The organism is Streptomyces sp. NPDC031418, from assembly GCF_055581605.1.
Genome location: NZ_JBVIJC010000036.1, coordinates 17,994 through 44,200 on the forward strand (window position 1 = coordinate 17,994; position 26,207 = coordinate 44,200).

Below are 26,207 nucleotides of genomic sequence, written 5' to 3' on the forward strand. Positions count from 1 at the left end.
CGCAGGCAAGCCGACTGAGGGGGGCGTATGCCGACCGATTCCAAGATCCACGACTGGTGGATCGACCCCCGGGAGTACGCGCGGCAGGAGTCCAGGCGTGGCAGGAGACACGCCTACGAGAGCCTCGATCCGGAACGCACCGCACTGATCGTGATCGACATGGTGCCCTTTTTCGCCGAGGCCAATCCGTATGTCCGCGGCATCGTGCCCAACGTCGGCCGCATCGCCGGGGCGCTGCGCACTGCTGGCGGACTGGTCGCATGGGTGCTGCCGGCGAACGAGCCACCCCTCGGGAGGGTGAGCAGCGAGTTTTACGGACCGACCGTCAGCAAGGCGTTCGCGGCGACAGGCGGGGAAGGGCCGCTCCGCTCGCGTCTGTGGCACGCCCTCGATGTTCGGCCGGATGATTTGGTGGTGGAGAAGACCGCCTACAGTGCCTTCTTCCCTGACCGCTCACCGCTGCCGGGTCTGCTGGCCGAGTGCGCCACCGATACCGTCCTCATCACGGGCGCACTCACGAACGTCTGCTGCGAGTCCTCCGCCAGGGACGCGGCCACGACGGGCCTGCGCGTGCTGATGGTGGCCGACGCAAACGCGGCTCGGCGCGATCGGGACCACAATGCCGCGCTGTCCACGATCTACCGGTCGTTCGGTGACGTACGGACCACGGACGAGGTGCTGGATTTGATCGGACACTGCCCGGACTGACAACGGGCGGACCGGGGCCAAGCCGCGCCCAGCAATACCGACGTCGGACGGTGTGGCCAACTGCAGTAAGCAGAGTGGCCAAGTAACGCGCTCAGTCACACCAGTGTGACTGAGCGCGTTAGTTGACCTTACGGCGCACTCGACGGAGGCGCGGAGCGCTGCTGGGATCCCCAGATGCAGCCCTGCATCATCGCCGTGGTGACCTTGCCCTTGAAGCCTGCTGCCGGCGTCAGCCGGTCCTGGCACCAGAGATAGACGTCGTCCGCCATGCCGGATCCCGGGTTCTCCCCTTGCTTGGCGAGAGCGGCGGCGAAGTCGTAGCCGCGCTTGTATTGGGCGTCCGCAATCGAGCCGGGCTCGTATGGATTCCCGTAGATGATGGGACGCGACGGGTCGGAGGCGCCACCTCGAGGCATGAACATGGCGATCAGCAGCACAGCGGGCAGGCCAACCACGACCGAGGCGAACAGCCAGCCCATCTTCTGGGACGTCTTCTTGCCGACCGCATAGGACAGCATCGCCAGCGGGATGGCCAGAACGAACGCCAGGAACGGGATGATCACTGCACCACCTGCCACAGGTCAGGCCCCCCTTTCGCGGCTCAGCGGCGCCATGGTACGTCCCGTGATCGGACACGGAGGCGCGGGGTGCGTGGTGCTCGGCGACGCGTGGCTGCCGAACACCACCGGCCGGGCGTTGCGCTCACTGGCCAACTAAAGCGCTCAGTCACAGCACGTGTGACTGAGCGAGGTACTTGGCCAATGAGTGCTTCGCTTGGCCTCTCCTCGTGTCGTAGTTGGCTGGGCCGTGAGACATGGCCGTGCCCCGCTCGCATTGCGTGAGCGGGGCCCGGTGCCTGGCCTGTTGTGAAGGGCAGACTGCCTTCCCGATGGTGCCGGTGCTGGGTCACCCCTTCGGTCCGGCCGTCCAGCCGCCGTACACGGTGATCTCCGCGCCGATGGTGCGGGAGGCCGGCTGTAGCCAGCCGCTGGCGTCCACCAGGGCGACGACGACCGGGCCGCCCGGCAGGACGTCGAAGAAGCAGAGAGCGCCCAGGCCGCGGGCCGACCTGACATTCTCGGACTCCGGACATCGAGGACCAAGAGTGGTCGCCCGCTTCCCTCGCGCTGCCGCGTTCAGTCTTCATGACGTGACCGGGGCGGGCCCCAGACCCGCCCCGTGCGGCAGGCGTCAGCCGTCGACGCGTTCGAACGCCCAGCGCTGAGTGGACGAGCCGTCGGCGGGCTTCAGCTCGACGTGATTGTCGACCTCGGTCCACACCGAGTCCTGACCCCGCTTTTTGATGGTGTAGAGCCCGCCGCCTGCCGGCTCGACCGACCAGACCGAGGTGCCGGGGTCGAATTCCGAGGTGCCGAGCACCTCCCCGCCCCGGTCCGTGGCATAGAAGCCAGTCCCGACGTCCTGAATGGCATACCCGTCCTCGTACCGCGTGACGTTCCACTTCTCGTAGACGGATGCGAAGTCCTGGTCGAGGACGACGCCCGTCGCGAACGGCGGCCGCTGCTCCCCGGGAGGGAAGTTCTTCGCCCAGTCGCCGGTCCCCGCATCGATGAGCCTGAAAGAAAGGCTGGCGGCACGCGCGCTGCTCGCCTGAGCCGGAGCACTGCCTGCCAGTCCCGCAGCCAACACAACCGCAGCCGCCACAAGGGCCTTACGACACTTCGACACATTCACTCCTGTGGGTTGTCGCTCAAGCCGCCCCGGGGACGGCTCACAGCAATCGCCACGGCGTCTGCCTCCCCCGGCGCGCGCCAAGAACTTCCCAGCGAGCCCAGAAAGCGTCCGCCTGATGTCCCTCAGATCATTCGTGCCGCGACATAACGGGCCAAGACCATCCGTACACGTCGTTGACGCCAGCGTGTCCGAAACAGGTCCCGACGCATCACAGATTCCTCATCAACACCGCTCTGTCTGGACAACTGGATGTCTGGATCGCGCTTCCCCCGGCTGAGTGGTTTGCAGCAGCGCGGGCTGATCTCGTGCACTACTGCCTCTGAGCGCCGACATGGCCAACTGAAGTACACAGCGGCCAACCGGCACGCTCAGTCACAACACCCTTGCGGGCCGGGTCGGTGGTGTCGTGTATCGGGACATCGACCTCATAGAACTCGGTGCGCGGCATGACGCCCATCTCCTCTCCGTGCCAGTGCTTGAGGGGCCACCGCGACCGCCCCGGCCTCCGTGGTGCGGAAGCGCCGGGGCGGCACGGAGCGTCCGTCACGCTGTGAGGCGGGGCGGCTCAGAGGCCGAGCTGAATGGTGATGCGGCGCCGGGGGTCGTCACGGCCGTGGTGGACGGTGCTGCGGTGTGCGGCCAGGCCAGCGCGCCCGCCCTGGATGGGCAGATGACAGTCCGGGCAGCCGTACGCCCACTCTGCTCCACACCGTGCTGCGGCGCAGGGCGAACGGAGAGTCGGTCGAGCAGATCCAGCCCGACCTGATCATCCCCACTGGTAAGCGCAAGGGGCAGAGCCCCTCGTTGGCGAGCATCTACCGGGCGCTCGCCGAGCACGCCAAGCGCGAGGCATACCCCGAAGCGATCGAGGCCGCCCACGCCGCCTTCACCGCCCTGAAGGCCGGCGAACTCCCCGCCCCGCGTACGGCGGACCAGCCGGAACCCGCCCGGTGACCACCCGGCTTCCGGAAGACAGCGGCGCAACCAAGATCAGGGCTTAGCGCCAACCGCTGCTCCATTGTTCCTACCGGCGCCAATTGCATCGGATGCGAGCTACTGCGCCACCGTGACGGTGACGCTCCAGGCCGGGACCGAGTCCGGACAAGGGTTCGCCGCATCGGTGGACTCGCACCTGGCAGCAGCAGTGAGAGTTGCGGTGCCTGCGCCGTCGGCGTGGAACGTCGGCAGGTCGGTCGAATCCGTCGACGGCGCGAGGACCTCGGTCTCGCTGCTCTCCGGCGTGCCGTAGGTGATCGTGTAGCCGTTGCTGGAGTCGGGCTGGAGGTCCACTGACCTCCCCGGCCTGCGCGAGCAGCTTCAGGTGCTGCCCGCCTCCGCCGCGCTGATCGGCATCAGCGCGGACGGCCGGGCCATTGCCGTCCACATCGACGCCGCCCCGCACCGTCGTTTCCACTCGGGCCCCACCGGCCAGCGGGCCTTTGTTGCCAGGGAAGGTCAGCTCTGGGCGGTGGGCCGGACGACGATGTCGTTCACGTCGACCGCGGCAGGCTGTTCGATCGCGAAAGCGATGGCACGGGCGATCGCGTCGGGCGGGATCGCGATGTCGTCCCGCATCTTCGTGATCTCTGCTCTGACCTGGCTGTTGGTTGACGCCTCGGCGAAGTCGGTCGCAGTCGCACCAGGTGAGACGGTGGTCACCCGCAAGGAGTCGCCGGCTTCCTGGCGCAGTCCTTCGCAGATGGCCCGGACGGCGAACTTGGTGCCGGCGTAGACGGCCATGGTCGGCACGATGCGAAACGCGGCCGTGGAGGCGGTGGTGATGAAGTGGCCGGTTCCCTGCGCCCGGAAGACCGGCAGCGCGGCGCCGATCCCGTGCAGCACGCCCTTCACGTTGACGTCGACCATGTGGTCCCACTCCTCGACGCGCAGATCGTCGAGAGGCGATATGGTGCCGACTCCGGCGTTGCTGACGAGTACGTCGAGTCGGCCGAAGCACTCACTGGCCAGCGCGACCAGGGCATGCAGGTCGTCCCGCCGGGTCACGTCGGTGCGGATCTGTACGGCCGTGCCACCTGCCTTCTCGATCCGGGCCACCAGTTCCGCCAGGCGTTCGGACCGGCGTGCGCCGAGGACGAGTCGCGCGCCGCGTTCGGCGAGCAGCAACGCGGTCGCCTCGCCGATGCCACTGCTGGCTCCCGTGATCGCCACCACTTTGCCCTTGATTGCGGACATGAGTTGTCCTCTCCGTCTTCGGCACCGGGGCCGGGCGGCAGCGGTTCCTGGAGGAGCGTCCGCCAAGCCGTTGCGCACCAGACAGCCGGGTGCCGGTGTGACCGTGTGAGGCCGTCGGTCATGCTGCGGCCCGTGCTCGCACACCAGTCTCCGATGGCCTTAGCCTGGTATCCAGACCGTACTTATTCTGGAACTGAAGGTGCCATCATGCCCGCGCACCGGGACCCACGCCGGCAGCTGAGTGAATTCCTGCGCAGCCGGAGAGAGCGCCTGACTCCTGATGAGGTGGGCCTGCCCCAGACCGGCCGCCGTCGGACTCCGGGACTTCGCCGAGAGGAACTGGCACTGCTGGCCGGAATCAGCGCCACCTGGTACACCTACCTGGAGCAGGGGCGAAAGATCCGCGTCTCCGAACAGGTACTCAACGCCCTGGCCGCGGCGCTGCGGCTCGACCGGCACGAGCGCGATCATCTTCTCCAGCTTGCCGGTCACGCGCCTGCGGCCGAAGCCGAGGAACGCGAGCCGCTAACCGCCGAGGCGGGTGCCGTCCCCCTGCTGCTCCAGCCGAACCCGGCATACATCATCGGTGGCAACTATGACGTCCTCAGTCACAACCAGGCAGCCCACGAGTTGTTCCCGAGGCTCATCACCGAGGCGGACCGGCCCGCCAACTTCGCCCGCTGGGTGTTCCTCGAACCGGTGGCCCGGGACGTTCTGGTCGACTGGGAACCCGAAGCACGCGGCCTGCTCGGCCGACTTCGGACGCTAGCGGCACGCCATTGCGGCGACCCGCGGTACACCCGACTGATCGAGGACCTGAACGAGGGCAGCCCGGAGGTGCGGGACTGGTGGCCGCAGTACGAGGTGCAGGCCCGGCACAGCGGTCGCAAACGGCTACGACACCCGCAACGGGGAGCGACCGATTATGCGTACACCGCCTTTCACCTGGCCGAACAGCCGGAACAGACGCTGGTCGTCTATGTCGACAGCAGCGAACTGCCTACGGGAGCGTAGCCGTGACCGGCGAATGACGGAGGATGCCGGCGGCAGTACCGGCGCTTACGGTACGGCTGCGGACGACCAGCGGCTGCGCGCCGAGCAACTCCTGGACAAAGGGGCGGACGACCAGCTGGTCCGTCGCGTGACACTGCGGGGTGCGCCGGGTTCCACAGCCCGGTGGCTTGCCCTCTCTCTCCCTGCTGGTCCTTGTCGGGGTGCTGTCGGTGACGAGCTGGACCAGGGGGCGCCGGTGGTGTCCTGGAGATCGAGGATCTGGGAGGCCCCGGTCGGGGGGCCGTCCCACGGTTCCGACAGCTCCGGGAACGCGTCGGCTGTCCACGTCCTCCGCCACATCCGCGAAGGCACCGCCAAAGAGACTTCGTGTCATTTAATCACCTAATTCGGAAATGGGTGGGCCGTGGGTGTCCTTGCTGCGGTCTTGTTGGCATGCACAGGGAGATGGTTGGCTCTTCGAGGTCTACCCGCTGGGGGCGGGTATCAGAGCTTGGGAGTCCATATGCAACTCGTCCGCAAGCTGGTAACAGGAGTGATGGCGGCCGGCATCGCCGCCACCGGCTTCGTCGACGCAACCCCGGCGAATGCCACGGTCGTGAACTCCACGTGCAACCTGTCGAGCGTCGTCAATATCAACGCCGGCCAGGACTGCTACGTCTGGGACGGCAACAAGGCCACCGGCTACGTGGGCGGGATGTACATCGTGGGTGTCTATCAGGTGTGCTCGGATAGCTACACGGGCTGGGTGACGGACGTTAACGGATTCACGTACAACTTCTATCGGAACAGGTGCAATAACCAGATTAACGGGGCGATTCTGACGTCGATCACCTTCACCGGCAACTGAGCCCGAATCCACCGAGTGATCTTTCGGGGGTCCGTTCACGTGCCCGGACGCTCCGGACGGCCAGGTGTTTGCCGTCGAGTGGCGCTGAGCGCGAGAGCGGACTGCGTCAGCGGCAGAGCTTGTCCAGGTCCTCCGAAAAGGACGGGAACTCGGCCTGTGCCTCGGTGATGATGTCCCGGGCGGGTCGGCGCGCCGTGGTGGCGTGGCGCTCGGCGAGCTCGGTCAGTGCCGGGTTCGGTCGCGCTCCGCGCTGCTCGTACTCGACGACCTCCATTGGGCCGAGGCCGTCGGCCAGCAGCCACAGGAAGTCGGACAGGTTTCCGGCCACGACGCCACGCTCGCCCTCCGAGCCCAGGAACACCACGGGCTGTTCGGCGAGGGGCCGGCCCAGGCGCACACGCCACAGGGCGACGAGGCCGCCGGTGCCGTCCTGTCCGAAGACCCGGTAGGCGCCGCCGTCCAGTTCATGGTTGCCGGTCCGGTTGCGGATCCAGTCGGTGGTCTCCTCGGCGGAGTCGAAGGCGTCGTAGGGCTCGAAGTCCACGCCCTCGCCGTCGTCGTAGTCAAACTCCACCTGGGCGACGGCGACCAGGGCGGGCGGGAAGCGGCGGTCGTCGCCGGTCGTCTCGATCATGCCCGCAGGCTAGCCGCCGCCAATGGCAACGGCCCTGGCCGACGGAGATGCCCACAGAGGGGCACGGTTCGCCGCCGCGGCCAGTGCATCGTGCACGGGGCGGGTCCCTGTTAGTCCGGAAAAGCCTGTCCTGTGTGTTCTGCGTCCTGGCCCCCTTCGACGTCCTCGTGCGCGCCGCCCGCCTGTGCTGGGCCCTCGGCTTGCCGCTGCCCGCCCGCTACCGCGACCTGGACGCGAAGATCGGCCACCGCTTCAAAGAGCCACAGCCTCGCGGAGGCCAACAGGGTGGGCATCGCCACCTTCGTGATGCTCAACAAGCAGTACCTGACCGCGCTGCGGGCGGAGGACGACTACGAGGTGTTCGCCGCCGGCGCCGCTGCCCTGACCCGCGCTGGCAGCGTGCTGATGGTCGTCGCCAGCAAAGTCATCGCCAGGAACGCCGCGCGCGCCATGGCCAAGCGGTTGGGTGTCCGGCCCGAGGCAGCGGCCCTCACCGAGTTCCTGGCCGAGACATTCGGCTAGGAGTACGCTCTGGCCGACCGCACCCGCCACGGCGTCGCCTTCCACCGCCTTGTGCAGGGCGGCTTCGATCTGGCCGTGTGCGGCGTGGGCGCGCATACGGGCGCGCAGGGCGAAGCCCTTCCGGCCGGGGGAGGGGAGCTGTTCGACGGATCGCTCGGCGAGCTCTGCCCAGTGTGCGACCGCCTCGGGGTCGCACGCGGCGAGTGACGCCTGAGCCAGGGTGTCGCACCAGCGGGGCTTGCGCCAGGCGGTGAGATGGGGCAACTCGGCGCCGCCGGCGGCATCCAGCAGAAGCCACCGGGCCCGCGCGGGGTCGCCGGTGCGCAGCTCGAGCTCGGCGTGGAAGCAGTGCACGGTGACCGCCCACGCGGTCGGCGTGTCGCCGCAGACGGTCAGGGCGCGGGTGGCCGATGCCTGCGCCTGCTCCAGGTCACCTGGCCTGTCCCGCCAGAAAAGGATCTCGGCGAATCAGCAGTGTGGTTCGGTGGAAGCATCCACGGCGGGTCGTGTTCGGCTTCCTCGCCGTCCTGATCGCTCCAGGTGCCGAACGGGCCGGGCAGGCCGGGCTCGTCGGCGCCGAGCTGGAGTTCTCCGACCGGCTGCCGCAGTGTGCACGCTGCCGGGGCAACCTGGATGGAGTGGACGAAGGAGTGCACGGCCATCCACGGCTGGTACTTGCAGGACGCCCCGTCCGACCAGCCCTGAGCCAGGCGCATAGTGCGCCGCGTCGTACGGGTGGCGCGGCCTCCGGGTTGAACTACTGTTGGGGCCGTGGCGACGGCGTACGCCTTCCCCGACTTCTCTGGGGGGAGGGCTGTAGTAGTGGTGTGCACCTCGAGTTTGTGCAGCTCAGCCACTGGTGCTTGAACACTAACTGGCGCAACGGCTGTGGTGCGATCGCTGGCTGGGGTGTTGCGGACGCCGGTCGGCGGGGGATGGCCCGGATGTCGGTGCGGGCCCCCTGCCATTTCGGCAGGGAGCCCGCACGGCCCGACGGGGTGGGGATCAGCTGGGCTGGTCGCCGGTGTAGCGGTAGATGTCGCCGGCGCTGTTGACGTGCCATGCGTTGCCGTCGGCGCCGGCGGCGATGTCGGTGGCGGTGCCGGGGATCTTGATCCACGGGTTGGTGCCGCTGGCGTCGTTGTTGGTGTACCGGTAGATGCTGCCGGCGGGGTCGACGCCCCATACGTTCGTCCGGGAGCCCACGGCGATGCGCTTGAGGCTGCCGGGGACGCCCACCCAGGGGTTCGAGGCGTCCTGGTCCCCGGTGTACCGGTAGACCTGGTTGCCGCTGTTGACGCCCCAGACGGTGCCGTCCGCGCCGGCGCCGATGTCAGTCAGGGCGCCGGGGACCTTCACCCAGGGGTTGGCGTCGAAGTTGGTGTACCGGTAGATGGCACCGGCGGAGTCGACCCCCCACACGCTGGTGCGGGAGCCCGCGTCGATGCGGACCAGGCTGCCGGGGATGCCCTTCCACGGGTTCACGCCGTCCTGGTCCCCGTGGTACCGGTAGATCTGGTTGCTGCTGTTGACCCCCCACACTGTGCCGTCCGCCGCGGCACCGATGTCGCTCAGGCCCCCGGGGATGTTGATCCAGGGATTGCCGTCAAAGTTGGTGTACCGGTAGACGGCGCTCGCTGCGTTCACCCCCCACATCGTCGTCCTGGACCCTGCCGAGATCGCTGCGAGGCCGCCCGCGACCTTCACCCAATCAGCCATGGGACCCCCTTCGTTGCTGCTGTCGTCACTGCCATCATGGGCGGCAGAAGAAGCAGACAAAGAGATGAATTTCTGTTCTATAAGCAAATGAGGCGTTAAATCGATGTTTGGTGTTCCGTAGCCCTTGCGGGACCGAGAGACGTGGCCGGCACCCTCGGAACAGCTCGGCCCAAACCACCGTCCCTCCCGGCAGGGATCGACACGAACGCCGGTCTGTGCCTGCGACGGTTTGCAAGCACAGACCGGGAGTGAGCTTCCGCGCTCAACGGCTGCCGCGGACGTACCGGCCGACGATCTGCATGGGCGTTGCCGAGATGTTTCGGTGTTGCCGCTCCAGAGCGAGGACGGCTTTGGCGATTGACGTCATTCGATTCGGGCTGACGATGCCGAGGAAGCAGGTCGCTGCGGTCACGGGCAACCCATGGCGGTCGGCCGACGGTCATCGAAAACTACTCGCTGACCCTCGCCGCCCTACGGCCATCTGGGGCTACGCACCGAGGACTTCGTCGAAGTAGCCGGGGCCTGTGGCGGGGACCGTGCGAGGGGCGCCGGTGTAGCGGAGGGTCTTGGTCTGCCAGGTGTGATAGCCGCTCATCCAGGTCCCCATGATATCGACATAGGCGGCCACGGCGGCTCGCTCCGGTCCGGGCAGGTTGAGGTCCCCGCACATGCCCGGGACTTCGAGGGCCAGTTCCTGGAACCGCTGGACGCGCCTGTCGACTTCCCGGCGTGCTGCCGCGATGGCCTCCTCGCGGCTGCACTGCCGGGTGTGCTCGATGACCAGGACGAGGTTGTCCATGTCGCCGCGGGCCTCCTCCTTCTCCAGCGAGTACACGTCGTTGCACATGAACGTGACGTCGATCGCGGCCCGGCGCATGATGCGCAGCTGCGGGCTGTGGAAGGCGGCTGCCGGGAGGATGATGCCGGCGGCCCGCTCGCCCAGGGACAGCGGCAGGTCGGTGCCGGCTATGCCCCGCCGGACCTCCAAGTACGTCTCCATTTCGGCGGGAGTCCCGCGCAGCCGGCCGACCGCCTCGTGGGCCTGGGTGGCGAAGTAGTACTCCCACTCGTGCGCGGTACGGGCCACCCAGCCCGGGTCGGTTCCGTGCGTGGCGCGTCTCCAGAGATCGGCGAACGCCACCGAGCACGCGTCCGCCTCCGGGCCGGGGGCGGTGCCGTGGACGATGTCGATCAGTTGCCGACACACGGCCGCCGCACGGGCAGGGTCAAGGCCGAGGGGGCCGTCGAACTGGTCGTCAAAGACGAAGAAGAACGCCATCGCGTCCGCGCACACGTCCAGAGCTGGACCGTGCGCATAGGGGAAGCCGCAGGCGGCGAGGTGGGGCATGTCCCACGAGGCGTACCACTCCAACGAGCGGCCCTCGCCGACCAGCCCCATGCGTTGCACCCATGCCAGATTGCGCTGCCGCGCGCTTTCCAGATCTGGGCTGACCGAGCTCGGGAAGGGCAGGTGGAATTCGACGTCCTGTGGCATGTGTCCTCCGTGAAGCGAGCTGGTGAGATGGGGAGAGCCCCTGCCAGCTTCCGATATGAGGTTCACGATCCCTCGGTTTCATGGCACGACGAAGCTGCTGACCGGCCAGATTTCGTGGCTGGTGTCCACCTGGTCTTGTGGTGGGGAGTGAGTGCCCCCGTTCGGGCGTTGTGCGCGGCGAGCTCGGCGGTGCGGCTTTCGCCAGCGCCCCGCGCAGGTGGCGGTCGTGGGGTGAGCGGCCTCCCGTTGTGAGCATCGAAGTTGTCCTGCGGCGCCATCTACGGTGCTCAGTCACACCAGGAGCGCGTCCTGCGCTGTATCCCGAAGGCGATCGCTGACCGTGGATCCCAGCGGCTCGCGCCTCGGCCGCGACCGTCCACACCAGAGCACTCTTGCCGATGCCCGGATCCCCGGCCAGTCCTCTGGCAAGGCACTGACAGTTCCAGTGCCGGCACGATCACCGGTTGCCTGGGTACCGACGACGATCCTGCCTGCACTGAGTCGACGACCCGGACCGGTGTTTACAGCTGCAAGGCCGTCTTCCGCATCAATGCAGCGTCCGAGACGACGCCGGCAACACAGACACACGCACCATCGACGGTGACAAACAGACCCTCGTCTGGGACCCCGAGGGGCATCTGACCAAGGTCACCCAGCCCGACGGCAACGGGGGCACCAAGACCACGACCTACCTCTACGACGCCGACGGCAACCGCCTGATCACCCACACCGACACAGACACCACCCTCTACCTCGGCAACACCGAGATCACTCTGCCAAAGGGCAGCACCACACCCAAGGCCACCCGCTACTACGACCTCGGCAGCGGAAACCAAGCCGTCCGCACCGACGACAACAAACTGTCCTTCCTCATCGCCGACACCAACGGCACCTCCCAACTCGCCGTCAGCGCAGCGGACCTGACCATCCAGCAGCGCCGCTCGACACCCTTCGGCGCGGGGAGAGGGACTACGCCGAAGAACTGGCCGGGCGAGATGAGCTTCGTCGGAGGAACCAAGGACGACACGACCGGATTCGTGCACCTTGGGGCCCGCGACTACGACGCATCCACCGGCCGATTCCTGTCAGTGGACCCGATCCTCGACCCGACGGATCCCCAGCAACTTAACGCCTATGCGTACAGCAACTTCACCGTCCGGCTGCTGGATTGGACCGTCTGGCCCGGCCAGGGTGACGTCGTTGCCGGAGTTGACCAGCCCTGGTTCGAGACGAACCGGGCTCGTCGTGCCCCACCGGGGTCGAACCCGCCCCGGAGTCGGGGGAGAGATAACCGCGGGCGGCTCAGCATTGTTGCCGCCGCCGGTGGAGGCGCCCTGCCAGGTGGAGGCGAACGGGTATTCGTCGCACTGCTTGCCCGCGGGCAGGGGGTCGACGATCGACGTGCAGAGGGTCTGGAAGCCGTCCGTAACGGACCTCTGGGCGGGACGACGCCCTCTGTGGTGGACCGTTGGCCCGGCGGGGGAGCTGGCTGTTCTTCTCGTCCATCGGCAGTGCCTACGCCGAAGCCGCTACGTGAAGGGGTGGGTGGGATGGGGCCCGCAGGTCCCATTCGATGCGGTGCTCGTGATTCGCCAGGCTGACGGGTCGCTTCAACGTCGACCGATCAAAGACGTCCCGGTCAGGCCGAGCCACATCGCTCTTCTCCCCGAGGCCCGGCTTCTCATTGCAAGCGGTCGAGCGGGCAAGGAGGAGTCGGGAGCATGGAGCCCGAACGCCGTGGTGTTCTCTCTGGAAAGTGGTGACCCAGAAGCCACCTTCTGCCTCGGCGACGACATCCCTGCTCTGGTGACCGATCGCAAGGGATCGATCTGGACGGCTTACGGAGACGAAGGCATCTATGGAGGGCATCCGGAGTCTGCAGCTGGTCTTGCCGGCTGGAGTGCCGACGGTCGGGCAACCTGGGCTCCGGGAGGTCGCCTTCCTGACGTGCCTTTGGAGGGATGCACCGCTGCCACCGAGGGGGAGCAGGTTTGGCTGGTCTGGTATTCCGGCAGTCGGCGGGGAGGCACGTTCTTGACGCGGATCACCCCGTCGACCGGTGAGGTGACCAGTTGGCCCAGCCCCGTACGTGCCCCGGACGGGTTCGCCGTGCGCGGCCATCGAGCGGTCCTGACCAAGCGCGTTCATAACCAGAGGTCAACCGAAGTGATGCGCGCCGAGTTGGACAGTGATACCTGGAGCGTGACCGAGCGGCGCAAGATTCGAGTGCCCGGAGGGGTGGTCATGCGCTGCGGTCAGGGTCGGGACGGTCTTCTATGGCTTCGCGCTGGCGACACGTGGCTTCGCATAGCCTGATAGCGGCCGAGACGTGCAGCTCACGATCGACGGGCCACTTCGGCTGCGTAGGCCATTCTGACCGCGCCAGCAGACCATCGTTCGGCCGCCGGGCTGATACCGAGCAGCCGTTGCAGCACGGCCGGTGGCATGCGGGTGGCTGGCCATTCGCCAATGCGCGGCCACCCGGCGGTCCCGGCCCCGGCCGGTGTGGCCGGGGCGGGGTCGTTCAGCACGGCGTTCGTCCGGCCAAGCCGGGACGGGCAGGAGTCGGACGCGCAGCTCGCGCCGGTTCAACCAGTAACCGAACCCTCCATCTCGGGGAAGGCGCCGCCGGTCCACCAGCCGCCCTCACCGTGGCAGCGCGGACAGTTCGGCCGGGGCCTGGTTCCGCTGGCGGGGCAGGGTCATGGCTCTTCTCCCTCTCGCAGCTCACCGCCGCCGGCGCGGCGGTGTCGGAGCAACGGGTCGTAGGGGGTCACCGAGGGCAGCGGCCTGGTGTCCGGCGGAAGATGGTTCAGCTTCCACTCGTGTAGGAAGGTCACGCTCGCCTCTCCCGGCCCAGCGGTCGGCCGCGGCGCCGCGACCTCGGCGGCAGCGGGTTCGTCCTCGGCCTGAGCGGCTTTGCGGGCCTCCAGCGCCACCGCGTCCGCGGTCAGGACCCCGGCCCGAAGGGCGGTGGCCAGGCCGGCGACGATGTGCTCGTGCGGGAGGGGGCGGCCCAGCAGCAACACCTCGATCAGAGCCCGGGTGCCCTCGGGGTCGCCGTGAGCCCGGACCGCCACTGCCCACCAGGCGTCGTGGACCGGGGTGAACTTCCCAGCGGAGCGGGCTTGGTCGAGCGCGGTCGCGCCAGGAAAGGCGCCCGGCTTGCGGATCAGGGCCTCCAGGTAGTGGTCCAGCTCCAGCCGACAGCTGCCTTTGGCGATCAGCGGCTCATGCCGGGCCACCTCCACGTTCCTGTCGTAGACCACCCGGTGAGAGAGCTGGGAGATGTGCTGCGGAAGCGTATGAGATGCCTCGTGACCTGTGATGACAGGCTTGTCGAAGATTTCTTCACGCACGATCGGCGAGGCATCTCGTGGGTGAAAGCATCTCGTGCCACTCCGGCGCTCACTTCCCGGTTCGGTGAAGTGAATCTGACCGCTGAGGCGGAACTGTCCCGGAGCCCTGTGGCGTCCCGCTGTCGCCCTGCTGCGTCATGCACGGGACCGGTAGCCTGTGGACGTGATGCTGTCTGACACTACATCAGGGGACCTTGGGGCTGTGGACGGATTCACCTATCGCGTGGCAGAGAGCGAGAGGGACAAGTCCGCCGTCATCAAGGGCGAGTTCGTCTCGGACACCGTCTTCGAAGTGGTCGGCTCCGGGAGCGGGTTCACCTTTCGGCCCGTCAAGCTGGACCCGCCGGTTCACAAGGTCTTCCCCGACGACGAGCCCGAGCGCGATGAGGTGTCGGAGGGCAATCGCCGGTTTGTAGCGCTGGATCGTGATCGCGTGTGCGGCTATGTCGACACGGAGTACGAGCCCTGGAACCGTCGCCTGATCATTGCCGATATCGAGGTGGCGGGGCCGTACCAGGGCCGGGGAATCGGACGCACGCTGATGAGCCACGCCATCGACTGGGCCCGGGAACGCGGTGCCGGGCATGTCTGGCTGGAAGTGACGAACATCAACGCTCCGGCCATCCGCGTCTACCAGCGGATGGGTTTCACCTTCTGCGGCCTCGACACTTCTCTTTACAGCGGTACCAAGTCCGATGGGGAGACGGCCCTGTACATGAGCCTCTTCCTGGACTGATCCGCCGGTCAGCAGCGCGTCCCAGGGCTTGGACGTCAAGACGCGGATGCCCTCTGAACTGGGACGACGGGACTTCCTACGGTTCCACATCCACAGAGCACGAGAACACCCGCGAGATGCAACTCTCCCACACGTCGGCAACGGTCTCCGCTGCGTTCGATGACACGAACCTGATCGCGCATGCCGGGCTGGTCCCGGTGATGCGCCTGGCCGAGCGGTGCGGGCTCGCCCGCCTGACGGCCCAGAAGGTGAAGCTGAGCGGGGCGAAGAACAGCGGCGGTGCCACAGCGGACGCCAAGGTCACCAGCATCGTGGCCGGCATGGCCGCAGGCGCGGACAGCATCGACGACCTGGACGTCCTGCGGCACGGTGCGATGCCGGCCCTGTTCGGTGGGATCCGTGCCCCCTCCGCGCTCGGCACGTTCCTGCGTGCGTTCACCCATGGAAACGTCCTCCAACTCCACGCCGCGCAGCAGAAGTTCCTGGCTGCACTGGCCGCGCACACCCCGCTGCTGCCCGGCTCGGGCGAGAAAGCGTTCATCGATGTCGACTCCACCCACAAACGCGTCTAAGGCCGTACCAAGCAGGGAGGCGAGTACGGCCGGTTCGCGGGCGTCCGCACCCTGCATCCCCTGCTCGCCACGATCTGCACGCCCCTCTCGCGTCCGGTGATCGCCACCGTGCGGATGCGGCGCGGCAAGGCAGACGACTCCCGTGGGCCCCCGAAGCTTGTCAGCGAGGCCCTGGCCACCGCCCGCGAGGCCGGATGCACCGGCATGCGCATCCTGCGCGCGGACTCGCAGTTCTACAACGCCGGTGTGATCGCCGCCTGTCGCCGGGCTGATGCCCGCTTCTCCGTCTCCTGCGGCATGAACCTGTCCATCAAACGGGCCGTCGCTGCCATCCCCGACACCGTGTGGCGGCAGACCACCTACCCCAGTGCGGTGCCCGACCCCGAGACCGGCGAGCTCATCTCGGATGCCGAAGTCGCCGAGATATCCGCCCATACGGCCTTCGCCGGCCGGAGGAAAGCAGGGCGGGTCACGGCACGGCTGATCGTGCGCCGAGCCGGGCCGGGGCCGCGGCTGGTTCCGTCGGCGGAACTGACCGCGCAAGCCCGCTGTGCGGTCGGCAGCCGCCAGGCCGCACAGGGGGACCGGTCCCGAAGTCACCGCCCCGCCGGGCGGGACGGCGGGCCCATCCGACGTCGACAGCACACCGCAGGCCCTAGACAGGCCGTATGAGACGCAGCCGAGAAGAAATCGCACCCCCGAATCTGCCGGGCGACCTGTGGCACGCCCTGTCCCGGCTCCAGCACACCGATCCCGACCCCGTGGGCCGCGTCGGTCCGCTCGCCCGCCCGGTTGGACTGCTGTCCTTCGCCGCGGCCACCGACACCGTCCTCGCGGCCCGGGTGCAGTTGTCCGGCGCGGAGACGATGCACGAACTCAACGAGACGCTCCGCTCGATCACCGGAGGCGTGCACGCCCACTTCACCGGCCCCGGCGTCGCACTGGAGGTCACGCTCGGCAGACGGCAGGAGCTCCCGATACACGCGGCGCACGTCGCCGGCCTCACCCGACTCTTCCGCCACGCCGTCGGCACCATCGGTGCCCGCAGCACGCCGGGAGGCGGCCGGTGCTTCCACTGCGACGGGACCGGGCTCGCCCGACCCTTGCGGGAGCCGGCTTCCGGGCACGCGTGAGCGGCTCGCAATAGAACGCCCGCGCCCAGGCCAGTCCTTCTGGACGGCGTGGGGGCGCGGGCGGGCGGAAGGACCTCGGAGACTCAGCCAGCACTACGCCCAGTCCATGCCCGGCTCCCGTAGTGCGTCCCTGTCCAGGAGCGGTCTTTCTGATCAGTGGGTGATGGGGTTGGTCTGGGCTGATCAGTTTGGTGCCTGGTGGTGGTAGCGGTTCAGGCCGGGTTGCTACGGCTCGGTGATGGAGGGAACGGGGGCTTCCGCTGCGTGGTGATCAGGCTCGTTGAGTGTTGCTATGTGCTTGCACTTTCTTGCCCGCGTCGTAACCGCGCGAGGACGCGGGGGCCGTGGCGGCGGCCCGCACCGACTGCGAGTCGACGATGGCGGCGGTCGGCTCCGGATCGCGGCCGGCGTCCTCACGCACCAGGCCGCGCTGCCGGTCGTGCAGCTCGGCCAGCAGCCCCTGCGCACCCCAGCGTCGCGCGAACGCGTAGACACGGTCCCGCAGGGGGAACTCGCCCGGCATCGCCCGCCACGTGATGCCGCCCGCGGCCATAGCGCACGGCGTCCAACATCTGGCGGTGGCAGTAGCCCTCCGGCTGGCCGCCTTTGCCGTTCATCCACGCCGGGACCGGCATCGCCTCCCGCACGACCGCCCACTCCGCATCCGACATGTCCGAGGGATACCGCGGCTCGCGGTCCGGATGGGTACCCGCATTCCCGAACCGGTGAGGCGAGGCATTCACACGACCGGGCAAGCGAGTTGGGCGCCACAAGCAGGGCATCGCAAGACTGCGACACGGGGCTTCCCGGCCAGCTCGTTCGGACTTCGACAATCCCGAGCTGGGCAGGAGGCCCCGCCTTCATGCATGCCGGAGCCGAAGATCACGCGACCGAGTCACCACACTCGATGTGACGTTGACCGGTAGTTGACCCTTCCGATCGGTTGTTGGCCCCGCTGCGACTTGGGCCCGCTGTCTCTGCGATCAAGTAGCGGGCTCCAGGCCGGCGTCGTCCTCAATTTCTGCTTGAGGACGACGCGCAGCTGGTTTTCAGATAACCAGGACCCGTCGCCCGCGTGTGTGACCGGCCTGGCTGTCGATGTGCGCCGCCGCGGCCTCGGCAAGCGTGTACGACTTCTCGACCGGGATGTGGAGCTTTCCCCGCGAGATGAGGTCGACGGCTTCGGCGAGCGCTTCTGGCATGTTCCCGGCGACGCCGGAGAATCGGACACCGAGCTCCGGCGCACCGAGATCGGCGATGGAGACCACCTTCTGCGGGTCCCCGGTGAGTTCGACGAGCTCGCGGATCACGCCCGAGCCGGCCAGGTCGAGGGCTGTGTCGACATGGCCGAGCTGCCGCACCCGCTCGACCCAGCCCTCGCCGTATGTCGTGGCGAGGGCGCCCAGGCTGCGCAGATAGTCCTGGTTGGCTGCCCCAGCGGTCCCGATCGTCGTGATGCCGCGGTCGCGGGCGATCTGCAGCACCGCTGATCCGACTCCCCCGGACGCGCCGCTGACCAGCAGCGTCTGCCCGGAGCGCACACCGACCTCGCGGATGATGCGCAGCGCGGTCTCCACCACGGAGGGGTAGCCGGCCGCCTCTTCGAACGTCAGGCCCTCGGGCATACGGGCCCAGGCCGACAGCACGGCGAACTCGGCATACGTGCTTGCGCCTTCGCCGAACACGCGGTCGCCGACCTCGACCCCTTCGACGCCTTCACCGACCTCGTCCACCACCCCGGCGGCGTCCTGCCCGACTCCGGCGGGCAACTCGATCGGATGGGCCCCCAGGACCTGGCCTTCACGGAGCCTCCAGTCGACGGGGTTCACACCTGCCGCCCGTACGGCGATGCGGATCTGGCCGGGGCCCGCATGGGGATCCTCGGCATCTATGAGTTGCAGTACGTCCGGACCGCCGAACTCGGCGAAGCTCACCTTCTTCATGCTGCCACCGTAGCGCTAACTGTTATGGTTTTGAACCTGTTATGGATTTGCACCTGATAGTGTGAGGTCATGACCGTGCCGACCGGACGCCGTGAGCGCAAGAAGGCCGCGACCCGCCAGAAGATCGCCGACGCCGCCCTGCGGCTCTTCCTGGAGCACGGGTACGACGCAGTGGGCATCCGTGACGTGGCCGCCGAGGCCGACGTGGCCGTCACCACGCTCTTCTCCCACTTCGCCTCGAAAGAGGCCCTGGTCTTCGAACAGGACGAAGACTTCGAGCAGCGCCTCACGCGGGCGGTCACCGGCCGGGCGCAGCACGAGCCGCTCATCCCCGCGCTGCGCCGCGAGATCCAGTCCCTGGTGCGACACTGCACAGCGGACAGCGCCGCCCCGATCTGGCGCATGATCGACGCATCACCCGCCCTGCGGAAGTACGAAGAGTCGATGAGGCTGCGCCACGCGGAGTCGCTGGCAACGGCCATCGCCGCCGATCCCGACCTGTCAGTGACCCCAACGGCCTGCCGGGCGATCGCGAGGTTCGTGATCGACGCCTATTCACTGGCCCGTGAGGCGACCGATCCGCAGGCCGCGGTGGGCGAGATCTTTCAGATGATCGAGGCGGCCTGGGCCGTCACCTGTCCCTCCGCAAACTCCACCGGCACAGCCAGACCGTAGTCAGGACTCAACCCTGTTCCGGGCCGCTTCGTCCGAACGCCAGCCACAGAGCAGATCAGTGGGTGCGCCGGCCTTGAGCGTTCTGACCGGTAACCGTGGCCGCATGGCCTTGTCGGCAGTCGGGCTGTGGCCGGCCCCCATAGCAGGACCAGCCGATGCCCTTCGGGGCCACCTGTCGTCCGCCATCGGGGCCAATACCCCTTCTACGCAAGCTGCTGACCACCGGCTACTGAACGTTGCGAGACCATCTACCGGTCTTCGTCACACTCGAACCGGCGTCCGACAAGATCGGTACGACAACAGCTTCTGAGGCGCTTCCCCATCAGTAGTGCTCCGATGTCGGCTTTGCCGATGTGCCCGCTGACGCCCGCGCGTTGAGCCACGTGTTGCAGCGTCTCGTCGTAGTACGGACTGACGATGTCGGTGTAGGCCTGGCGGGCGGAGGCGAGGCGTTGCCATTGCTCGGGTGCGAGGGCGAACGGATTGTCTGTCACGGCTTGCTGCTCCGTCTTGTCTGGAGGCGTGGGTCGGGTGGTCAGCTGCTGCCCGGGGTGTTGCCGCGGCGGACGCGAAGCGCTTGGAGGATGCCTTGCTGGTGTTCTTCACGGGGGTCAGCAGGGGCTGTTGCCGCGGCGTCGAGGAGCGGCCCGAGTCGGCTGTACAGCGCTTCGAGGCCGATGAGTGCGTCGAGGCTTTGCAGGGTGGCCTCGTCGATGACCGGGAGCGGGGGCCCGGTCGGGCGGTAGGAGCGTGGCGAGGAGATCAAGAGGGTTCCACCCCTGGTCGAAACGTTGGTTGATCCAAATCCGGCAGACCTCGGACTCGGTATGGCGCCACGCCCAGATGATGGTGATCTCCAGCTCGGTCAGTTCGTGTACGGGCCGGCTCGCGGCAGGGGTGAGGTGCCGTGCGATCTCGTGGCTGATCAGTGAGCGGGCCTCACCTATCCAGTCGAGGGTGGCTGCTGCCTGTGAGCGGTCCGGGGTGTCGGAGTCGTCACGGCTGGGGACGCGTTGGAGGGTGCGAGCAGCCAGGACGGTTCCGTCAGGGGTCTCGGCCATGATCTTGAGGATCGAGGGCCGGTCGGGCTCGGCAAGGTCGGCCAGGAGGTCTTTCGCGAGGAAGTCCATGGCGCGGTCCGCAGTGAACAGGCCGAGGGCCCCTGAGGAGCGGCGGTGAGGCGGCCGTAGTGCAGGGCTGCGGCTTTGAGGAGTGCGGCCGCCGGTAGGGGAGCGCCGGCGGCGCGTTTGTAGCCGATGCGGCGGGTGATGCGCTGAGTGTCGTCGCGCAGGCGTAGGAGCAGTTCGTCCGCTTCGGTGCCCGCTGTGTCGTCGGCCAGTTGCTGCAGGGCGGTGTCGAAGGTGTGCTCGGGAAGGTCGTCGTCGGGGACGCCGAAGACCATGTACCGGTCGATGCTGCCGATGCCGCGCCGCCGCGCGATGGCCTGAACGTTGATGCCATGGCCGAGAGCCTGCCGGACTGGTGCGAACAGCATGCCCATCAGGCCGATCACGCCGTGTAGTGCCGCATCAAGCAACGTTCGCCCTGTTCACCACTTCGCGAAGGCGTTCATCGGCGGCGTGCTTGTTCCGCCAGATGATGTAGCGGCGGATCATGCTGCCCTGCTCCTTATGGCTGGCGTGGTCGGCGCCGTCGAGAGCGAAGTAGCGTAGGGCGGTGAACTGGGCCTCGATGCGGTTCAGCCACGAGCTGTTGGTCGGGGTGTAGGCGAACTCAACATTGTTGGCCGCCGCCCAGTCGCCGACTCGGGTGTCCTTCTTTGTGGTCAGATGCGGGGAGAAGTTGTCGAGCACGATCGCGATCCGGATCTTCAGCGGGTAGAGGCTGCGCAGGTAGCGGCAGAGCTCCAGAAACCTGGTGCGGTTCTTCTTCGGTTTGATGTGGCCGTAGAGCTTGTCCTTGGTCAAGTCGTAGGCGGCGAGCAGGTGCCGGACCCCGTGCGGGCGCGTGTAGGTCGCCCGCCGGCGGGGCCTGGGCTCCCGATCGGGGTCCTTGTGCCGGCCACCGCGCTCGGCCCACTGCCGCCCCGGGTGGGGCTGCAGGTTGAGCGGGCCGAACTCGTCCATGCGGAAGACGACTTCGGGCTCACCATCCTCAGGTATGACCTCGCCGTCCGCGATCGCGTAGAGGTGCTCGACACGGGCCTTCTTGGCGGCGTAGTCGGGATCGCGGGAGGTCTTCCAGGTCTTTATGCGTTGAAACGACACGCCCTCCTCGCGGAGTAGGACCCGAGGGCCCTCGTGGCTGATGGCGTCGACCACCCCCTCGGCGACCAGGAAGTCGGCCAGCTTGGCCAAGCTCCAGGTCGAGAACGGCAGGCCGTGCTCGGCCGGCTTCGATTTGGCGATCTTCTTGATCTCGCGCCGCTCGGGCAGAGTGAAGGTTCTCGGTCGTCTACCCTTGTACTTCGGGTAGAGCGCCTCGAACCGGGCAGCGTTGAAGTTGTGGATCACATCCCGGACCCGGTCCGCACTGGGGAACGTGACCTCGGCGATCTTCACCACAGACATGCCCTGGCCGACAGCAGCACCATCTGGGCCCGTCGCCAGGTCACCACCGAGCCGGAGCCGCGGCGAACGATCCTCAGCAACCGCTGGCCTTCATCGTCATCGATCTCGCGTAAGCGCACCCGTTCTGCCACGCCCAGACGGTAGCGGCTGTGCACGTCTTCAAGCCCTCACGCCGGGCGGGCGCCCTGCTCTCGAAGGGCCGCCTCCAGCCGGGCGATGTCTTCGGCGTCCTTTGCGCGGCGCGGCCGGCCCGGAACCCAGGCCGGCATCATCTGCTTGATCTCGATCTGAGCGCGAGGACTGATAGTCCGGCACCGCAGTGCCCCGATGCGGCCAACAGGAGCATCGAGCATGCCCTCCGGCCACGCTTCCCCAGCCCAAGGGCCTCCGGCGACCACAACCTGCCCGCACCGGTTCTTACCCAAGAGCGCGAAGCTGCTCTCCACACCTTCCTTGCGGAAATCGAGCTGTTGATCGGCAGGCGGCCCGGACAAAGGCTCATAGCCGGAGCGCAGCAGGCTGTCGGTCAGAGCGGAGGCGTCCTTCGCCCAGACGAACCAGTCGAGGTCCACATGGTCACGCGTGACCTCTCCGATGAAGAAGTCCATGGCCCAACCGCCGCGGAGCCATACCTCCACACCGAGAGCCTGCGCGATCTCCACCGTCTCGCCAATCAGCCGAAGCTGCCGAGCACTGCGTTTCCACAGCGTGCAGGCTATGCGTCAATCCCAGCCTCAGCAGCTCGATTTCCATCTGCAGGGAACGGGCGAACGTTGCTTGATGCGGCACTAGCTCGAACACGGCCGCACCGCCTGAACGAAGATCACAAAGCGTCACGAGACGTTACCGAGAAGAGTTCACTGTACGGCGGCTCTCACTGCGGCTCATGCGTCCGCCTCGCGCAGGGCGCCGCGCACCAGCTCGTCGGCCGCGCCTGTGTAGGCGGCGGGGTCGAGCAGGTCCGCGAGGCGCGCGAGGTCCAGCGGCCCGTGCGTCGCGTCTTGCGCAGCGAGGGCCGACACGAGCGATCCGCCGCTGTCGGCCGCCTCCGCGGCGGCCCGGCCGACGGCGGCCTTGGCGGCTGCCTTGCCGAGGGCCGGTGCCAGCGCCGCGGCCAGGCGCTCGGAGACGATGAGCCCTCCAGTCAGGTCGACGTTGGACCGCATGCGCTCGGGGAACACCTCGAGGCCTGCCACCAGTTCGCGGGCGGTGTGGGCGGCGCCGCCCGTGAGCCGCAGGCACTCGCGCAGCGGCTGCCATTCGGCGTGCCAGGCTCCGGCCGAGCGCTCGTCCTCACTGAGCAGGCACTGGGTCAGAATGCTGGCCTGAGCGGGTACTTGCAGAGCGGCGGAGCGGATCAGGGTGGCCAGGGCCGGATTCCGCTTCTGCGGCATGGCCGAGGACACTCCACGGCCCTCCGCGCCCGGCTCGGCGACCTCGGCGACCTCGGTCCGGGCCAGGGAGAGCACATCCACCGCCATCTTCCCGAGCACGCCCGCCACCAGGGCGAGTTCGCCGGCCAGGGCGGCGACGGGCATACGGTGGCTGTGCCAGGGCAGTTCGGGGGCCACGAGTCCCGTCTCCGCGGCGAACCGCTCGGTCAGCTGTCGCGCATAGCCCTCCGTCGGCGGCTCCCCCCGCTCCTGGCGGTGGAGCTGCTCGTAGGCGACGTATCCGGCCAAGGTGCCAGCGGCGCCGCCGAGCTGGACGACGAGATCTTGGGAGCGCAGCCGGTGCAGGCGGGCCGCGGCGGTGCGCACCGAGACCAGCCAGCCGGCCGCTTTGAGCCCGAACGTCGTCGGTACCGCGTGCATCGCCAGCGTACGGCCCGGCATGAGAGTGCCGGTGTGCTCGGCGGCAAGCCTGTGCAGGGAGTGGACGATGCCGTCCAGGTCGGCCAGTACGAGGTCCAGGGTGCGGGCCGACACCAGCATCAGCGCGGTGTCGAAGATGTCCTGGCTGGTGGAGCCTCGATGTACGTAGTCGGCGGCTTCGGGCGCCTTGGCGGTGAGCAGCTCGGTGAACTGCTGGACCAGGGCCACCACTGGGTTGGCCGCGCCCCTGCTGCGCCGGGCCAGTTCGGGCAGGTCGAAGTGGTCGGCGCGGGCCCATTGCGTGATGGCCCGCGCGGCCTGTTCCGGTACGTTGCCGAGGGCGGCCTGGGCGCGCACCAGCGCCGCCTCGGCGTCGAGCATCGCCTGCAGCCAGGCCTCGTCGGACGTCGCGGCCTCGGCGGGGGTGCCGGACCGTACCGGGCTGAGCAGCCCGGCATCGATGACGTTCATCGCGTCAGTTCTCCGATCATCGGGCGGTGGTGCCGCGTACTTGGGTCGGCGAGGGCGAGCACGGCCCGGGCGATGGCGTCCGAGTCCTGCAGGGTCACCGAGTCGACCCCCGGGCGGATACCGGCCGCCGTCGCCCAGTGCACGGACTCGGTGGGCACGCCGAAGGCGAAGAGGCCCGGGTGCACGTCTCCTGCGGAGTCGATCAGCCGGCAGGGCGTCTGGGTGACGGCGAGGCCTCCGGTCTCGTACGACTCCTCGCCGGGGCCCGGGATCTCGTAGCTGCGGCAGCGTCCGCTGCTCAACAGGTGCCGCAGCAACGGATCCGCGGTCACCCGCACATCCGTCTGCGGGAGTCGCGCCTCGATCAGCGTGGTGACCCGGGTCAGCGAGCCGGGCACCGCTCCCGATTCGAGGATGAACACGCCCTGCGCCCCGTCTGCATCGGCCCGGACGCAGGGACCGAGCACCCGCAACACCCCGGCCTCGATGAGGGCGATGGCCTCCTCGATCCGCCGCGCGGGCGGCCCGATCGATAAGAACGCGTTGAGCGGGGTGTACCAGGCGTCGAGATCGCGCCGGTAGGAGTCGCCGGTGAGGCCGCCGTGATCGACCACGAGACGCACCTCGTTGCGCAGGTCGCGCAACACGTCGAGTGCCGACTTCAGCGGGCCCGCCACGTTGCCCTCCCGCGCGGCGCGCAGGTCCGCGCGCAGGTGGTCCAGGAGCCAGCCCTGGAAGTCCTCGGGCGAGGCGAAGTCCCGGCCCGCGTACGGCCGGGCGATGCGGTCCCAGTCCCAGCGCCGGTCCGCGCCGATGCCGAACTCGCCCGGCAGGAGCCTCTCCTGAGCGCTCCCGGGCGGGGCCGCGAGGTAGCGGGCGCGCAGTTGCCGGGCGTCCGACGGCCGGCCCTCGGCCGTCAGCAGCGCCGTGTAATACACGGTCTCCACTTCCTTGGCCACGAGCGGCCACACGGCGGCGCGGAAGTCGATCCCGCCGTGCCGTCGGGCGCGCCGCCGAAGGTCGCGGATCACCTCGGCGGTCAGCACGGCGGGCTCGTGCCGGCCGTGCGCCCCCTTCTGGTTCTCGCCCCGCGAGTGGAACGGCAGTCCGCGCCGCGAGCCCGCGACCAGCCGCGGTTCGCGCCCGGACGCCAGATAGCGCAGCCGCCCCTCGTGCTCCTCGAACCGCCCGCCGCGGCCGAGCGTCAGCAGTGCCATGTAGTCGAAGAAGTTGAGGCCGAGTCCGAGCAGTCCCACCGTCTCCCCGGGCCGCACCGCCGACAGGTCCACGTCCGCGGGGTTGGCGGGCAGGACGTAGCCCAGGCCGTGGGCCCGTGCGAACCGTGCCCGTTCCTGCTGGCGTGCCGACGGCCGCACCGGAAGGTGGCCCTGCGCGAGGACCACGGCGTGCAGACCGGCGAGCAGCGTGTCGTCGTCGAGCAGGACGCACTGCGTACCGCCGGGCTCGTCGTCGAGCGCCACCGCGCGGGCCCGGTGCTCGACGACGGTCAGCGCGCCCGGCGCGGTCCTGACGACCCGCTGGAAGACCCACTCCAGATAGCGGCCGTAGAAGGAACGCGACGGATAGGAGTCCGGGCCTAGCGCTCTGGCCTCGGCGAGCACCGCCTCGTCGTAGGGACGATCGTCCAGCGGCCCGATCAGGGTGAGGAAGCGCGCCCACTCGTACAGGCTGGGCCCTGGCACCAAGGGCCCGTCGATCGTCACGCTCTCGTCGGTGAACATCGTGACCTGCGAGGCCACCGTGTTCATCAACAGGTGCACGGGCTGGTCGGTGCGCCACACCTGGCCCGCCCCCGGCGGAAACGGGTCGATCACATGTACGGTGATCGCCACGTCGCCGGGGGCCGACACCGCGTTCGCACACAGCCGTTCCAGGACCGAAAGTCCCCGGGGCCCGGCACCGATCAGGCAGACGTCGAGCCGTCGGTTGGTCATAGTCCCTCTCTCCACGAAGTCGGAATGAATCTGAGTAGTCGGAAAGCGTCGGAGTTCGCCCGGGATGTGACACAGGCTCTGAGGTCGTACGTGTCTCGGCGCCCCTGTCCTGCGGCGGCTTCAGCCCCGCGCGGCGGCGACACTCAGGCGCCGGCCGGGCGTGGTGCTGTCAGGGCTGATGCGCGCCTTCA

27 protein-coding genes and 2 pseudogenes are annotated in these 26,207 nt (G+C 68.4%); 11 read left to right on the forward strand and 18 right to left on the reverse strand.

Features of this window, described 5'->3' with window-relative positions; genetic code table 11:
- Positions 1 to 27 precede the first annotated feature (27 nt).
- Positions 28 to 708, forward strand: coding sequence for an isochorismatase family protein (locus ACZ5CZ_RS36530; protein ID WP_385848183.1), 681 nt, complete (start codon positions 28 to 30; stop codon positions 706 to 708).
- 128 nt (positions 709 to 836) lie between these two features.
- Here ACZ5CZ_RS36530 and ACZ5CZ_RS36535 read toward each other — a convergent pair whose 3' ends face one another.
- Positions 837 to 1,271, reverse strand: coding sequence for a hypothetical protein (locus tag ACZ5CZ_RS36535; protein WP_468949061.1), 435 nt, complete (start codon positions 1,269 to 1,271; stop codon positions 837 to 839).
- A 628-nt stretch (positions 1,272 to 1,899) separates the two neighbouring features.
- Positions 1,900 to 2,397, reverse strand: a complete 498-nt coding sequence (locus tag ACZ5CZ_RS36540; RefSeq protein ID WP_385848181.1) for an RICIN domain-containing protein — start codon at positions 2,395 to 2,397, stop codon at positions 1,900 to 1,902.
- A 717-nt stretch (positions 2,398 to 3,114) separates the two neighbouring features.
- Here ACZ5CZ_RS36540 and ACZ5CZ_RS36545 point away from each other — a divergent pair.
- Complete coding sequence (locus ACZ5CZ_RS36545; protein WP_468949062.1) at positions 3,115 to 3,357, forward strand: hypothetical protein; 243 nt, start codon at positions 3,115 to 3,117, stop codon at positions 3,355 to 3,357.
- Between the two features lie 99 nt (positions 3,358 to 3,456).
- On the opposite strand, the gene ACZ5CZ_RS36550 is transcribed toward ACZ5CZ_RS36545, so the two are convergent.
- Both ACZ5CZ_RS36550 and ACZ5CZ_RS36555 read right to left on the reverse strand, forming a co-directional pair.
- On the reverse strand, positions 3,457 to 3,693 hold the full coding sequence (locus tag ACZ5CZ_RS36550; RefSeq protein WP_468949063.1) for a hypothetical protein: 237 nt from the start codon (positions 3,691 to 3,693) through the stop codon (positions 3,457 to 3,459).
- A 165-nt stretch (positions 3,694 to 3,858) separates the two neighbouring features.
- On the reverse strand, positions 3,859 to 4,596 hold the full coding sequence (locus ACZ5CZ_RS36555) for an SDR family oxidoreductase (RefSeq protein ID WP_468949064.1): 738 nt from the start codon (positions 4,594 to 4,596) through the stop codon (positions 3,859 to 3,861).
- A 207-nt stretch (positions 4,597 to 4,803) separates the two neighbouring features.
- Here ACZ5CZ_RS36555 and ACZ5CZ_RS36560 point away from each other — a divergent pair, with 207 nt between their 5' ends.
- Together ACZ5CZ_RS36560 and ACZ5CZ_RS36565 are read left to right on the forward strand one after the other, a co-directional pair.
- Positions 4,804 to 5,610 carry a helix-turn-helix transcriptional regulator gene (locus tag ACZ5CZ_RS36560; RefSeq protein WP_468949066.1) on the forward strand — a complete coding sequence of 269 codons (807 nt, stop codon included), beginning with the start codon at positions 4,804 to 4,806 and terminating at the stop codon, positions 5,608 to 5,610.
- Positions 5,611 to 6,112: 502 nt separating this feature from the next.
- Positions 6,113 to 6,457, forward strand: a complete 345-nt coding sequence (locus ACZ5CZ_RS36565; protein WP_468949067.1) for a hypothetical protein — start codon at positions 6,113 to 6,115, stop codon at positions 6,455 to 6,457.
- A gap of 106 nt (positions 6,458 to 6,563) precedes the next feature.
- Here ACZ5CZ_RS36565 and ACZ5CZ_RS36570 read toward each other — a convergent pair whose 3' ends face one another.
- Positions 6,564 to 7,091 (reverse strand): SMI1/KNR4 family protein, encoded by a 528-nt coding sequence (locus ACZ5CZ_RS36570; RefSeq protein ID WP_468949068.1) that lies wholly within the window; start codon positions 7,089 to 7,091, stop codon positions 6,564 to 6,566.
- Between the two features lie 285 nt (positions 7,092 to 7,376).
- Between ACZ5CZ_RS36570 and ACZ5CZ_RS36575 the strand changes: the two genes are divergently transcribed.
- Positions 7,377 to 7,613, forward strand: coding sequence for a hypothetical protein (locus tag ACZ5CZ_RS36575; RefSeq protein WP_468949069.1), 237 nt, complete (start codon positions 7,377 to 7,379; stop codon positions 7,611 to 7,613).
- Positions 7,614 to 8,618: 1,005 nt separating this feature from the next.
- Here ACZ5CZ_RS36575 and ACZ5CZ_RS36580 read toward each other — a convergent pair.
- The 3 genes from ACZ5CZ_RS36580 to ACZ5CZ_RS36590 form a co-directional block, all read right to left on the reverse strand.
- A complete protein-coding gene (locus ACZ5CZ_RS36580; protein ID WP_468949070.1) occupies positions 8,619 to 9,332 on the reverse strand; it encodes a tectonin domain-containing protein in 714 nt (237 codons plus the stop codon).
- 262 nt (positions 9,333 to 9,594) lie between these two features.
- On the reverse strand, positions 9,595 to 9,744 hold the full coding sequence (locus ACZ5CZ_RS36585; RefSeq protein WP_468949071.1) for a hypothetical protein: 150 nt from the start codon (positions 9,742 to 9,744) through the stop codon (positions 9,595 to 9,597).
- 75 nt (positions 9,745 to 9,819) lie between these two features.
- On the reverse strand, positions 9,820 to 10,827 hold the full coding sequence (locus ACZ5CZ_RS36590; protein ID WP_468949072.1) for a terpene synthase family protein: 1,008 nt from the start codon (positions 10,825 to 10,827) through the stop codon (positions 9,820 to 9,822).
- 872 nt (positions 10,828 to 11,699) lie between these two features.
- Here ACZ5CZ_RS36590 and ACZ5CZ_RS36595 point away from each other — a divergent pair.
- Positions 11,700 to 11,915, forward strand: a pseudogene (locus ACZ5CZ_RS36595) (RHS repeat-associated core domain-containing protein); the annotation flags it as partial.
- On the opposite strand, the gene ACZ5CZ_RS36600 reads toward ACZ5CZ_RS36595, so the two are convergent.
- Both ACZ5CZ_RS36600 and ACZ5CZ_RS36605 read right to left on the reverse strand, forming a co-directional pair.
- The gene (locus ACZ5CZ_RS36600) at positions 11,913 to 12,224 is read right to left on the reverse strand and encodes a hypothetical protein (RefSeq protein ID WP_468949118.1); all 312 of its coding nucleotides are present in this window, start codon (positions 12,222 to 12,224) and stop codon (positions 11,913 to 11,915) included. The pseudogene ACZ5CZ_RS36595 and the gene ACZ5CZ_RS36600 overlap by 3 nt on opposite strands.
- Before the next feature lie 1,305 nt (positions 12,225 to 13,529).
- Positions 13,530 to 14,186 (reverse strand): hypothetical protein, encoded by a 657-nt coding sequence (locus ACZ5CZ_RS36605; protein WP_468949073.1) that lies wholly within the window; start codon positions 14,184 to 14,186, stop codon positions 13,530 to 13,532.
- A gap of 202 nt (positions 14,187 to 14,388) precedes the next feature.
- On the opposite strand from ACZ5CZ_RS36605, the gene ACZ5CZ_RS36610 reads away from it, so the two are divergent.
- The 4 genes from ACZ5CZ_RS36610 to ACZ5CZ_RS36625 all read left to right on the forward strand — a co-directional run bounded on the left by ACZ5CZ_RS36610 (position 14,389) and on the right by ACZ5CZ_RS36625 (position 16,627).
- Positions 14,389 to 14,922 (forward strand): GNAT family N-acetyltransferase, encoded by a 534-nt coding sequence (locus ACZ5CZ_RS36610; protein WP_468949074.1) that lies wholly within the window; start codon positions 14,389 to 14,391, stop codon positions 14,920 to 14,922.
- A gap of 116 nt (positions 14,923 to 15,038) precedes the next feature.
- On the forward strand, positions 15,039 to 15,494 hold the full coding sequence (locus ACZ5CZ_RS36615; protein WP_468949075.1) for a hypothetical protein: 456 nt from the start codon (positions 15,039 to 15,041) through the stop codon (positions 15,492 to 15,494).
- Between the two features lie 96 nt (positions 15,495 to 15,590).
- Entirely contained in the window at positions 15,591 to 16,166 is a 576-nt protein-coding gene (locus tag ACZ5CZ_RS36620) for a hypothetical protein (protein ID WP_468949076.1), read from the forward strand.
- Positions 16,163 to 16,627: a hypothetical protein gene (locus tag ACZ5CZ_RS36625; protein WP_468949077.1), complete on the forward strand. Its 465-nt coding sequence runs from the start codon at positions 16,163 to 16,165 to the stop codon at positions 16,625 to 16,627. Before ACZ5CZ_RS36620 ends, ACZ5CZ_RS36625 begins: the two co-directional genes overlap by 4 nt.
- Positions 16,628 to 16,898: 271 nt before the next feature.
- On the opposite strand, the gene ACZ5CZ_RS36630 is transcribed toward ACZ5CZ_RS36625, so the two are convergent.
- Both ACZ5CZ_RS36630 and ACZ5CZ_RS36635 read right to left on the reverse strand, forming a co-directional pair.
- On the reverse strand, positions 16,899 to 17,150 hold the full coding sequence (locus tag ACZ5CZ_RS36630; protein WP_468949078.1) for a hypothetical protein: 252 nt from the start codon (positions 17,148 to 17,150) through the stop codon (positions 16,899 to 16,901).
- Between the two features lie 526 nt (positions 17,151 to 17,676).
- The gene (locus tag ACZ5CZ_RS36635; RefSeq protein WP_468949079.1) at positions 17,677 to 18,570 is read right to left on the reverse strand and encodes an NADP-dependent oxidoreductase; all 894 of its coding nucleotides are present in this window, start codon (positions 18,568 to 18,570) and stop codon (positions 17,677 to 17,679) included.
- A 69-nt stretch (positions 18,571 to 18,639) separates the two neighbouring features.
- Between ACZ5CZ_RS36635 and ACZ5CZ_RS36640 the strand changes: the two genes are divergently transcribed.
- A complete protein-coding gene (locus tag ACZ5CZ_RS36640) occupies positions 18,640 to 19,245 on the forward strand; it encodes a TetR/AcrR family transcriptional regulator (protein ID WP_385847716.1) in 606 nt (201 codons plus the stop codon).
- 248 nt (positions 19,246 to 19,493) lie between these two features.
- Here the strand turns inward: ACZ5CZ_RS36640 and ACZ5CZ_RS36645 are convergent, their stop codons facing one another.
- From ACZ5CZ_RS36645 to ACZ5CZ_RS36670, 6 genes and pseudogenes are all read right to left on the reverse strand, one after another.
- Positions 19,494 to 19,739, reverse strand: coding sequence for a hypothetical protein (locus ACZ5CZ_RS36645; protein ID WP_468949080.1), 246 nt, complete (start codon positions 19,737 to 19,739; stop codon positions 19,494 to 19,496).
- Positions 19,740 to 20,188: 449 nt separating this feature from the next.
- Positions 20,189 to 20,758, reverse strand: coding sequence for a hypothetical protein (locus ACZ5CZ_RS36650; protein ID WP_468949081.1), 570 nt, complete (start codon positions 20,756 to 20,758; stop codon positions 20,189 to 20,191).
- Positions 20,759 to 20,774: 16 nt separating this feature from the next.
- A pseudogene (locus ACZ5CZ_RS36655) lies at positions 20,775 to 21,907 on the reverse strand (IS630 family transposase).
- A gap of 36 nt (positions 21,908 to 21,943) precedes the next feature.
- On the reverse strand, positions 21,944 to 22,438 hold the full coding sequence (locus ACZ5CZ_RS36660) for a nucleotidyltransferase domain-containing protein (protein WP_468949082.1): 495 nt from the start codon (positions 22,436 to 22,438) through the stop codon (positions 21,944 to 21,946).
- A gap of 222 nt (positions 22,439 to 22,660) precedes the next feature.
- Entirely contained in the window at positions 22,661 to 24,061 is a 1,401-nt protein-coding gene (locus ACZ5CZ_RS36665; protein ID WP_468949083.1) for a nitrosuccinate lyase, read from the reverse strand.
- Positions 24,058 to 26,016: an FAD/NAD(P)-binding protein gene (locus ACZ5CZ_RS36670; RefSeq protein ID WP_468949084.1), complete on the reverse strand. Its 1,959-nt coding sequence runs from the start codon at positions 26,014 to 26,016 to the stop codon at positions 24,058 to 24,060. Before ACZ5CZ_RS36670 ends, ACZ5CZ_RS36665 begins: the two co-directional genes overlap by 4 nt.
- Positions 26,017 to 26,207: the final 191 nt, after the last annotated feature.